The 12,462-nt window shown below is 59.0% G+C and carries 2 protein-coding genes; both read left to right on the top strand.

Features of this window, described 5'->3' with window-relative positions; genetic code table 11:
• Window positions 1-58 precede the first annotated feature (58 nt).
• Window positions 59-1,765, top strand: a complete 1,707-nt coding sequence (locus ACLK1G_RS17990) for a ShlB/FhaC/HecB family hemolysin secretion/activation protein (RefSeq protein ID WP_420766654.1) — start codon at window positions 59-61, stop codon at window positions 1,763-1,765.
• Window positions 1,766-1,787: 22 nt separating this feature from the next.
• Window positions 1,788-12,455, top strand: a complete 10,668-nt coding sequence (locus ACLK1G_RS17985; protein WP_420766653.1) for a two-partner secretion domain-containing protein — start codon at window positions 1,788-1,790, stop codon at window positions 12,453-12,455.
• Window positions 12,456-12,462 lie beyond the last annotated feature (7 nt).

Here is a 12,462-nt window from a genome sequence, read left to right as displayed (position 1 = left end):
TGATGGCTCATTAATATCGCGCCACTATTTTGATATCGCTTTTGTCGAAGGATCGAACATGTTCTCACCCGCCCCTTGGGCGAGGTTGTGCGTGGCTTTGCTGTGCCTTTCTCCGCTTTCCCTTGCTCATGCCGCCCCAACTCCCGGCGACACCGACCTGATCCGCGAACGCCAGAATCGCTTGCTCGAAGAGCAGCGCCGGCGTCTGGAAGAACTCAAGGACCTGCCGGGCAAGGAGGCGAAGCCTACCCAGCCGACAGCGCCTGCCGATAGCCGTTGCTTTCCCATCAAGACCATTGAGCTCAAAGGCGCCGACAGTTTGTCCGCCAGCGATCAGGAGCGTTTGCTCAAGCCCTACATCGGCCAATGCCTGGGCGTGCCGCAGCTCAACGAACTGCTCAAAGTCATCACCGACTACTACATCGAGAAAGGCCTGGTCACCAGCCGTGCCTATCTGCCACAGCAGGATTTGTCCGGCGGGCACCTGAGCGTGTTGGTCGTGGAGGGGCGACTGGAAGGCCTGAAGGGCGCCGAGAACAGCCGGTTGTCCGAGCGTGAACTGGCGATGGCGTTTCCCGGCAAGATCGGCGAGTTGGTCAACCTGCGGGAAATTGAACAACTGGTGGATCAGCTCAATCGCCTCCCTTCGAACCAGGCCAAAATGGAGCTGACCCCTGGCCAGAACGTTGGCGGCAGTGAAGTACGCGTCACCAACGATCCACAAAAGCCTTGGCGCGCCGGCCTCTCTCGCAGCAACGACGGCCAGCGCAGCACCGGCGAACAACAGTGGGGCACTCGTTTCGAGTGGGACAGTCCGCTGGGATTAGCCGATCAATTGATGTTGCGCGGCGGTCACGATGCGATGACCGACCACCAGCACACCTCCAACAACGCCATGCTCTTTTACAACCTGCCCTGGGGTTGGTGGAATTTCAGCTACATCTACAGCCAGAGCGAGTACCGCTCGCAGATCCCGGCCAATGGCTTCAACTTCAAGCAGACCGGCGACAGCCAGAACCATCAGTTGCGCGTCGAGCGGGTGATCCACCGCGACGCGGTGAGCAAAACCTCTCTCAACACTGGCCTGGCCTACCTGCGTACCAACAGTTACATCGAGGACAGCAAACTCGATGTCAGCAGCAATCGCCTCAGCGAAGGCCAGTTCGGCATCAACCACGGTCGTCGGGTCGGCAACGCTTTCGTCAACCTGGATTTGGGCATGCAGCAAGGCATCGGCGCCTTCGATGCCCAAGGTGACGACGACCCGAGGCCGGGTCAGGCCAACTCCCGTTACCGCAAATACACCGCCACACTCAGCTATCTGCAACCGTTCCAGATAGGGGGAGAGTCCTTCAGCTTCAGCAGCTTGATGACCGGCCAGCGCAGCGAAGACGTGTTGTTCAGCCCGCAGCGCATGAGCCTGGGCGGGGAATCATCGATTCGTGGCTACAAGGATCAATCCTTGGCGGGGGACAGCGGTGGCTACTGGCGCAACGACCTGCGCTGGAGCCGCCCGGTGACCGTGGAATGGCTGCGTCCGGTGTTCGCCGAATACGGCACCAGCCTGGGTTACGACCAGGGCGTGATCCGGGGCGATCGCTACAACGGTAGCGAGCATGGACGCATGTCGAGCAATTCCCTGGAGTTGTTTGCCCGCGGTCAACACCTGAGCGCCAGCGTGACCTTCGCCCATTCCCTGGAACGCCCGGATGCCCTGACCGAGCGCGAAGCACCGATCTACTTCCGCATCGACCTATCCATCTGATTCGCTGCAACGAGACCCGATCATGGACGACCGCCAACTCGCCTTCCTGGCCCGCCAACCTTCTGCTGCCCTGAAAAACCGCGAGCGGTTCCTCGGCATGCCCAAGCGCGGCCTGGCGTTCCTGTTGGCCAACGTCATGTTCTGGCAACCGCTGTGGGCCCAGGCCGACGGCATCGTGGTCAGCGCGCCGGGCACCAGTCTCGGCAAGGCGGGCAACGGCGTGCCCATCGTCAACATCGCCAAGCCCAACGGCAGCGGCCTGTCCCACAACACATTCACCGACTACAACGTCGGCAGCAACGGCATCATTCTCAACAACGCCACATCCCGGACCCAGTCCACGCAACTGGGCGGGATCATCCTCGGCAACCCGAATCTCAACGGCACGGCCGCCACGACCATCCTCAACGAAGTCAACGGCGGCAACCCCAGCCAGTTGCGCGGCTACACCGAAGTGGCAGGGCAGTCGGCCCACGTCATCGTTGCCAACCCGTATGGCATCACCTGCAACGGCTGCGGCTTCATCAACAGCCCGAAAGTGACCCTGAGCACCGGCAAACCGGTGGTGGAAAATGGTCGGTTGGATCGCTACCAAGTGGACCAGGGCAGCGTCTCCATCGAAGGCGCGGGGCTCAACGCGAACAACGTCGATCATTTCGAAATCATCACTCGCAGCGCCAAGATCAATGCCGAAATCCAGGCCAAGAACCTGACGATCGTGGCCGGTCGCAACGACGTCAACGCCGATACCTTGAATGCCACGGCCCGTGCCGACGATGGCAGCGCCAAGCCGGAACTGGCGATCGACTCCTCGGCCCTCGGCGGGATGTATGCCGGGGCCATCAAGTTGGTCGGCACCGAGGCCGGGGTTGGGGTGAAGCTGGACGGCAAGTTGATTGCCAGTGGCGGGGATATCCAGCTCGATGCCAATGGGCATTTGAGCATGGTCGATACTTCGGCCAGCGGGGCGGTCAACGTCAAGGCTGCGAGCGTTGATGTGCAGGGACCGGTTTATGCCGGGACGACGTTGAATGCGCAGGCTCAGGGGGATTTAACCAACCGGCAGACGTTGGCGGCGCGCGATGGCATCAGCCTCAGTGCCGGTGGGCAGTTGAGCAACAACGGGATTATTGAAGCGGGGGTGAATGCGGATAACACGCGCAATGCTTCGGGGGATGTGAGCGTTACTGCGCAAAGTCTGAATAACAGCGGCAAGAGCATCGTTGCCAGCCGTAACCTCACAACCAACATTGCGCAAACGCTGAACAACCAGGGCGGCACCCTCAGCGCCGGACAAACCGCCACGGTAAAGGCCGGGACGCTGGATAACCAGAACAAGGGTCGTGTGCTGAGCAGCGGCGCGCTGAACGTCACCGCCGACAAACTCCTCAACACCCAAGGCATCGTCAACAGCAACGGCAATCTGACGGCTGATGTCGGACAGTTGTTCAACAACGCTGGCGAGCTTGGCAGCTTGAGCAACATCACGTTGCGCGTGGCCTCGCTGGATAACGTCGCGGGTTTGGTGGCGGCGGGGCAATCGTTGAACATCACCGCCAGCGGCCAGATAAACAACCAGGGCGGACGCCTCACGGCGAGCACCAACGCTCAATTGAATGCTGGGTCGCTGGATAACCGCCAGGGCTCGGTTTCTGCCCAACAAGGGCTGAACCTGAATCTGGCTGGGCAACTGCTCAACGCTCAAGGCAGCGTCATCAGCAGCGATACGCTGCGACTGAAGGCCGGCCAGGTGAACAACGCAGCTGGCCGCATCGCCAGCGCCAAAGCGCTGGATGCCAGCGTTACCGGCCTGGATCAACAGGACGGCGAACTGTTCAGCAACGCCAGCCTCAGCCTGGACATGAACCAGGGCGAGTTGAACAACCAGGGCGGCCTGATCAACGCCTCGGGTGCGTTGTTGTTGAGCAATCTCAAGGACGTAAACAACCAGGGCGGGGAAATTTCCAGCCAGCAAGCGTTCACCCTGGCGGCACAGAACCTGGATAACAGCGGCGGTAAATTGCTGAGCAACCAAGGCCTGATGCTCAGAATCGCCCAAGTGCTGAACAACGCCCGCGGCGCCATCTCGGCGGCATCGGTGGACAGTCGCAGCAACAGCCTGGACAACAGCGATGGCTTGATCAGCAGCCGTGACCGACTCGACCTGACGGTCGACGCCTTGCTCGACAACCAGCGTGGCTCGCTGATCGCCGACGGCGCGCTGCTATTGGTTGGTGATCGCCTGGACAACCGTGTCGGGGAAATCGTCGGCAAGACCGGGCTCAATGCCACCGTCAACACTGTGGATAACCGTCAAGGTACGCTTATCAGCACCGATGCCCTGAAGCTCACTGCGACCAGCCTCGACAATCGCCAGGCCGGCTTGATCGGCTCGACCAACGCGCTGGATCTCGATGTCGACGACCTCGACAACCGTGGCGGCGAGCTGTCGAGCAGCGCAGACGTCACGCTGGTTAGCCAGAACCTCGACAACAGCGATGGCGGCCAGGTGTTCGCCGGGCAAACGCTGAAGCTGACGGTCGATAAACTGCTCAACCGCACCAAAGGCCTGCTCAGTGCCAAGGCTGGACTTGATCTGGACGGCGGCTCCCTCGACAGCAGTGGCGGCTACCTGATCAGCCAGCAGAACCAGCGCATCAACCTGAGCCGCGACCTGCTCAACAACCAAGGCCAGCTCAGCAGCGAAGGTTCGCTGGATGTCACCGCCGCCAACCTGACCAACACCGGTGGCAGCCTGTCCAGCGCCAAGGACCTGACCGTGCATAGTCTGGGGGGGCTCGACAACCAGGGCGGCGAACTGGTCACCGACGGCGCTCTGCTGCTCACCAGCGCCGCGCTGGACAATCGCCAGCAGGGCCGCATCAGCGCCAAAGGCGCGGTGGACGTCACCACCGGTGCTTTCGATAACAGCCAGAATGGCCGCCTCAACAGCGCCAGCACGTTGAACCTCGTCGCGGGCCAAGTCACCAACCAGGGCGGCGCAAGCATCGGCAGCCAAGGCGCGCTGACGGCGTCGGTTACCGGTCTGGACCAGCAGGGCGGCACGCTGTTCAGCAATACCACGTTAAGCCTGGACATGAACAACGGCCAGCTCAACAACCAGGGCGGTTTGATCAACGCCCCGGGCACGCTGTTGCTGAAAAACCTCAACGGCGTGAACAACCTGGGTGGCGAGATCTCCAGCGCCGAAGCCTTCACCCTGGCAGCACAAAACCTCACCAACGACAACGGCAAACTGCTGAGTAGCCAAGGCCTGACCCTGCGCATCGCCCAGGCGCTAAACAACGTCAAAGGCATGATCGGCGCGGCCACCGTCGATACCCAGACGCAAAGCCTGGTCAACAACGGCGGCACAATCACCAGCCGCGGCAACCTCGTCCTGACCGTCGATCAACAACTCGATAACCAGGCCCAAGGCCTGATCAGCGCCGCGCAACTGCTCACCCTCAACAGCGGCAACCTGAACAACCAGGGCGGCAGCGTGTTGGCCGGCGGCGCGTTGGTCCTCAACGCCATGGCCCTGAACAACAGCACCAACGGCCTGATCAACGCCCAAGGCGACCTCACCTTCGACGCCGATTCCCTGGATTCCAGCGACGGTGGCGAAGTGTCGGCCAAGGGCGACATCAACCTGACCCTGACATCGCTGACGCAAGACGGCGGCCGCCTGCTTGGCGAAAAAGCCGTCACCCTAAACCTGGGCAACGGCGACCTGAACAATCGCAACGGCCTGATCACCGCCAAAGGTCCGCTGACCTTCAACGCCTTGCGCGACTTGAACAACCAGGGCGGCGAAATCTCCAGCAGCCAGAGCTTTGACCTCAAAGGCCGCACGCTGGACAACAGCGGCGGCAAGTTGATCAGCAGCCAGAACCTGGGCCTAGACGGCCAGGCGTTGATCAACCAGAACGGTTTGATTTCCGGCTGGCAGGGGCTGCTGTTCAACGGCACGAGCCTGGACAACCGCAACAACGGCACGCTGTCCAGCCGCAACGGCAACGTGAACCTCAACCTGCTGGGCAACCTGCTCAACGGCAACGGCGGTGCGCTGGTCAGTCAAGGCAGCCTCGGTGTGACAGCCGCTTCGGTGGATAACACCAAAGGCATTCTCAGCAGCAGCGGCGCGCAAAGTCTCATCCTCAGCGGCACGCTCGATAACGGCCAGGGTGGCCTGATCGACAGCGGCGCGGGCCTGACCATCAAGGCCACCTCCGTGGCGAACGTTGGTGGCGCGGTCAACGCGCAGCAAACGCTGATCCTCGACGCCAATGACGTAAACAACCGCCAGGGCACGCTGGTGGGTAACGCCGAGGTCAACCTGAACCTCAATGGCGTACTCGACAACAGCGGCGCCATACTTGCCAGCGCCGGCCCGCTGACCATAAAAGGCGCGACGGCGATCAACAACCAGGGCGGTCAGATCGCCAGCCAGGATCAAATGACCCTGACCACCGGCTCTCTGGATAACAGCAACACCGGGACCATCGCGGCAAAAAATGCCCTGGCGATCACCGCCACCAGCGCCGTGCAGAACCATAGCAACGGCCTGATCTACAGCCAGGCGGCGGGTATCGAACTCGATGTTGCGAGCCTCGCCAATAGCCAAGGTCAGATGCAGAGCCAGACCGGCCTGGATCTCGCACTGAGTGGTGAGCTCGATAACCAGGGCGGCAAGCTCATCGCCCAGACCGGCGACGTTAGCTTGACCGCCGCCAACATCGATAACCGCGGCGGCACCCTGGCTGCCGTTAAGGGCGCCCTTGATGCGCGCACCGTGGGTGTATTGCGCAACGGCTTCGACGTGAACAACAAGGGCGGCGTGATCCAGGCGCAGCGCCTGGATATACGCGCCTTGGCCGGGCTGAACAACAACGGCGGGCGGATCGCGGCCCAGGCTGGGGATGTCATCCTCAAGACCGCCGATTTGAACAACCGCAGCGGCGGCATTTACGCCACCGGGCTGGTCAACGTCAGCGGCGCCAACCTGGACAACAGCGCCGGCCAGATCGCCGGCAACCGCATCGAGCTTGGGCTAAGCGGCGTTCTGACCAACACTGACGGCATCCTGGAAAGCGACAGCACGTTGGCGGTGCGCGCGGCGAGTGTGGATAACCAGGGCGGCAGACTGCGTGCGCTGGGTAATAGCGGAAAAACCGATTTCCAGATTGGTGGCCTCTTCGACAATCGCAGCGGCAGAATCGAAACGGCAAACAGCGAGCTAACTCTTAACTCCAGTGGATTCAAAAACCTGGATGGCCGCTTATTGCACACTGGCAGTGGCACATTCGATATTTCCACCGCGAACCTTACCGATGCGGGCGGCAGCCTTGTCACACGCGGAGCCTTGACCCTTGCGGCGGACAGCTGGACCAACAGCAGCGTAATCCAGGCGGGACGGCTGACCGTCAACGTCAACAACCTGACCCAGACCGGTAGCGGACAGTTACTGGCGTCCACCAACCTTGTGGGCAACGGTGGCAACTGGAGCAACGACGGGCTGATCGCCAGCGACGGCACGGCCAACCTTCTATTGGGCGGCACTTACAGCGGTAACGGTCAATACAGCAGCCTGGGCAATCTGGGATTGACCGCCGCTTCGATGAGCCTCGGCACTGCTGGCAGCGTTGCCAGTGGCGGCACCTCGACCATCAACATCAGCGGCCAGCTCAACAATTCCGGCCGGATGACTTCGGCTTCCGGGATGACGGTCAACGCGGGCTCAATCAACAACTTCGGGACCTTAGGCAGCAGTGGCGACCTTCGCCTGGCCGCGTCCAGCCTGCTGAATCAGAACGGCCTGATCTTCAGCGGTGGCGACATGGCGCTGCGCGTCAATGACTTCACCAACCGTTTTGCCGATGTTTATGGACTGGGCAATGTCAGCATTGGTCGTGATGACAACAATGGCTGGAGCGCTTCGATTGCCAATATTTCGGCCTCGATTGAAAGCGGCGGAGACTTGACTCTGGCTGCCGACCATATTGAGAACCGTAAGGATGTGTTCGAGGCTACCGGTGGGTTGGTGTCGGGGGCGATTGGGGTTCAGTGTTATTCGTGTTCGTCGTTTGCAGTATTTCAACCTCACTTTGCGGGATATCTGGTTTGGGAGGAAAACTACCAATCCCAGATCGTTAAGGATTCTGCATCAGCCAATCTGACTGCGGGGCGAAACTTTATCGGTAATGGTGGGGAATTGCTGAACAACGCCTCCACCATTAGTGCAGGAAACGACCTGACTCTGAATTTGCAAAACTTCACGAACCAAGGGGCGGGGGCTGGTACTTACAGTGTAAGACGTTCACTTGCAGCGCCGGATGATGAAATGAAATACCTCCCTCTCTGGAGACAGATCATGGATTACAACGCTGCCAATGATCCCTCCTATGATTCGGGAGCAGCGGGCTATCGGGACGGAACTTTTGTCAGTCCGAACTTGCACGTATGGAATAGCCAAGGCGTTGAATCTCTCTTGCGAATAGGGGGGCGTCGCGGTGGCGGTGAGGCAATGACTTACCTCAACTTTGGTGGGATATGGGTTGAATACCAAGGCGGAAATTATGGGTTCACGCCACCCCGTTACAACAGTGGCGTGCGGACCGAGGCCCCTGCTTTTGTCAAAAATGCCGCATTCTTCGAAAACACCATCACCTACGACGGCCCGTCGGATTACGCCAACGCAGTCGTACAAGCCGGCGGTGCAGTTCGCATCAATGCTAGCCAGAACCTGACCAACAGCGTGGTTCGAGAAGGCGTCACGTTAAGCAGCGGAGCTTCAAAAGTAGGCTCGACGCAACTCCGCGGCCAAATGACACCGGCAATCGTAGAGATTCACGGGCAACTACCGCCCAATCTTGCACAGCAGCAACTCAATCCGTTGACCCTGCCCGGCTTCAGCCTGCCTACGGGGCAAAACGGTCTATTTCGCTTAAGTGGACAAAGTGGAGCCACGCAACAGGCGACCCAGGCCAACGCCGGGCCGCAGAGTTGGACACTGGGCGGCGCCTCGATCAGTACCGGCCAGCGTCAACAAGGCTTGGGTGATCTGTTCAGCAACGGTGCAAGCCCACTACCATTGCCCGCCCAAAACGATCCCCTTGCCGCCACCCCAGTGCAGGCTGGCGATGGTTCTTCGGGGAGCGCGTCGGTGGCCGGTCAAACGGTCGCAAGGGTGCAGGGATTGCCAGACACCTCGTTCAAATCCAACCCACAGAAATACCTGATCGAAACCAACCCAGTGCTCACCGACCTCAAGCAGTTCATGAGTTCGGATTACCTGTTGGAAAACCTTGGCTACGACCCGGATCAAAGCGCCAAGCGCCTGGGCGATGGTTTATACGAACAACGGTTGATTCAAGAGGCCGTCGTCGCCCGAACCGGCCAGCGCTTCATTGACGGCCAGACCTCCAATGAGGACATGTTCAAGTACCTGATGAACAACGCCATCGCCAGCAAGCAAGAGCTGGACCTGGCCGTGGGCGTAAGCCTGACCTCGGAACAAGTCGCGGCGCTGACGCACGACATTGTCTGGCTTGAAGAGCATGTGGTGAACGGTGAGAAAGTCTTGGTGCCGGTGTTGTACATGGCCCAGGCCAACAACCGCCTGGCACCGAACGGGGCGTTGATTCAGGGGGCTGATGTCCAATTGATTGCCGGACAGGACCTGAAGAATGCGGGGACTTTGCGAGCGACCAATAACCTCAGTGCCAAGGCAACGAACGACATCGTTAACAGTGGGCTGGTCGAAGCGGCTGGGCGGCTGGATCTGTTGGCGGATAAGAATATCGTCAACAAGGCCGGCGGTATCCTTGCAGGACGTGATGTGAACCTGACCACTTCCACCGGTGATGTGCTCATTGAGCGTTCCATCACGGCCAGCGGTGACAATAAGCGCCTGCATCGCGAATACGTCGACAGTGCTGCACGTATCGAAGCCGCGAACGATTTGACCATCAAGGCTGGGGGCAACTTCACCAGCAATGGCGGAGTCCTTCAGAGCGGGCGAGACACCACTATCAATGTTGTCGGCGATGCCAAAATTGTCACCGCCGAACAGCGTAACAGCGGGACGCTTGGCAGACAGACTTCGAGCGTCACTCAGTATGGCTCCACGCTTGATGTTGGCAGGGACTTGGTCGTTCGTGCCGGACGAAACCTCGCGGAAGTGGGCAGCCAGATTGAAGCCAAGCGCGACATCGGCATGACGGCTGTGGAGAACGTATTCCTGAGCTCCGCTGCCAACGAAAGCCACTCTTATTCCAAATCCAAGAAAGTTACGACCCAAGAGGACCACGTCAAACAGGTCGGTAGCAGCATAAAGGCAGGGGGAGATATTTTCCTCAGCGCCGGCAAGAACATGGCGGTGGTCTCCACGCAGATCACCGCGGGGGACGAGGCGTATCTGGTAGCTGGCGAAAAACTTGAACTGCTGGCTGCGCAAGACAGCGATTACTCGCTGTATGACAGGAAAAAGAAAGGCCGTTGGGGCAAGCAGTTTAAGCGGGAAGAGGTTACCAAAGTCACTCACGTCGGTAGTGAGATAACCACCGGCGGTGGCTTGAAACTGATGAGCGGGGGGGATCAGAAATATCAAGTTGCCAAGTTGAACAGTGGTGGTGATCTGACTCTGCAAAGCGGAGGCGCCATTACCTTTGAAGGCGTCAAGGATCTCGATCAGGAAAGCCACACAAAAACCAATTCGAGCATGGCCTGGAATTCCATGAAGGGCAAAGGCCACACTGACGAAACGCTGCGTCAAAGTGAGCTAGTGGCGAAGGGCGATCTGGTCATCAAAGCCGTCGACGGCTTGAAAATCGACATCAAGCACATTGATCAGAAGACCGTCAGCCAAACCATCGATGCGATGGTACAGGCCGACCCCGAATTGGCGTGGTTGAAGGAGGCTGAAAAGCGAGGCGATGTCGATTGGCGTCGTGTGGAAGAAATCCACCAGAGTTTCCAGTATTCGAACTCGGGTCTTGGCGTCGCCGCCCAAATGGTCTTGGCAATTGTGCTGGCGGTGGTCACGGGCGGTGCTGGTGCGGGCCTGGTAGGGGCCGGCGCTGGAACCTTCTCGGCAGGCTTTGCCAATGCGGTTTTGATCGCGGTGGAAACCAGCGCAGTGAACAGCGCCATTAGCAACCAAGGTGATTTGGGCGCAGTTCTAAAAGACATCACCAGCAGCGAAAGTCTCAAGGGATATGTGGTTTCAGGGATGATGGGCGGTATCGGGAACAGCCTCGGCTACGACCCTACTAAACTAGGCTTCGATTGGAACAGCGCCGGCCAAATCGTCTTGAAGACGAGCGCGGAGACGGCGGTTCAAACCGCCCTACAAGGCGGCAGTCTGGGCGATAACTTAGTCAATAACCTCCTCGGTGCCGTCATTGATATTGCCGGAGCTGTTGCCGCTAATTCGGTCGGCGACCACATGGTCGAAGGCAGCCCCTCCAAAATCGCTGCCCACGCCTTGGTTGGTGGCTTGAAATCGATGGCCATGGGCGGTGATTTCAAAACAGGGGCTTTGGCGGGAGGCGCCAACGAAGCGCTTATCGGGTATCTGGCGAAGCTGGCGCTACCCGAGGGATATGATCCGAACAAGCCGGGCGCCGAGCAGGCTGAAGCCAACCTACTGGCCATGTCGCAATTGCTTGGTGTGCTCACAGCGGTGGTTTCAGGCAGCGACCCGCGCATCGCAGCAGGCATCGCCGCCAACGCGACGCAGAACAATTTCCTTAATCACACTGAAAATACTGAGCGTTTGGAGGCCGTTAAGCGTTGTAACAATGGCGATATGCAGGCCTGTGCCCGCAGGGACGAGCTTAATCTACTGGACGTGAATCGTGATAAAGCCGTTTGGGCGGCGTGTGATGGAGCTGCCAGGAGCCCAGCCTGCACCGCCGCGCGAACGGAAGCCCAGATAGCTCGATTTGACCTCTTGAGGCATTTGGACACTCCGGAGGCGCTAGCGCAGTTGGAGCAGGATTTGAAAGATCCTGACCTAGTGAATTTCACCGTTCTGGGAGAGCTTCGCAGCATCAAGGTACTTGATGATGCGGTCGTTCGGCAAATTTCGACCGGTATCAGCAAGAGCCTGTTTTCTATAGGAACTGACCTGGCTCCGGGGGTTGGAGATGTAAAGGCTTTTGCAGAAGCTGAGGATGCATGGGACTATATTTTTGCCTCGATAGGTGTGGTCCCTGGCGCTGGTGATATTTTTGCTTATGGGATGCGTGAGAGCAAAGCCCTGCTGAAGGAGGGCAAGGCGCAGGAAGCCAGTGATCTACTTGAAAGCTTGGCGACTTACGCTTCGGACGCAAAAGACGCAGGGAAAACCCTGCCTGAAATGCTCAACCCGACCTACAGGGAGTTAAAGGGGTTGAATAAAGGCTTTCAAGCGCATCACACTCTACCGCAATATTTGGGAGAAATGTTGGGATACACCCGTAACGACATGCTTGATCATCCGGCTACTTTGATTACTCAATATGCTCACACTGGAGCGATTAATCCGGATGCCATGCATAAGGCGATCAGTCAATATCTGCCGCCGATGAAGGATGGCAAAAAAGCAATCTATACCCCTGATCAAATAAAAACGGGGTTGCAGCAGGCCTATAAAGATATTGGACGTCCGGAGCTCTTTGAATCTGTTAAGTATTTAATTAAGTAGGTGGGTT

It is taken from the genome of Pseudomonas algeriensis, assembly GCF_048847255.1.
GTDB lineage: Bacteria > Pseudomonadota > Gammaproteobacteria > Pseudomonadales > Pseudomonadaceae > Aquipseudomonas.
The sequence above is the reverse complement of the archived record's forward strand: the minus strand, read 5'-3'. Positions and strand labels throughout refer to the sequence as shown.

Excerpts from the sequence above, each read along its gene's own strand:
- ACLK1G_RS17990 (WP_420766654.1), top strand. The coding sequence starts at position 59 with ATGTTCTCACCCGCCCCTTGGGCGAGGTTGTGCGTGGCTTTGCTGTGC.
- ACLK1G_RS17985 (WP_420766653.1), top strand. The coding sequence starts at position 1,788 with ATGGACGACCGCCAACTCGCCTTCCTGGCCCGCCAACCTTCTGCTGCC.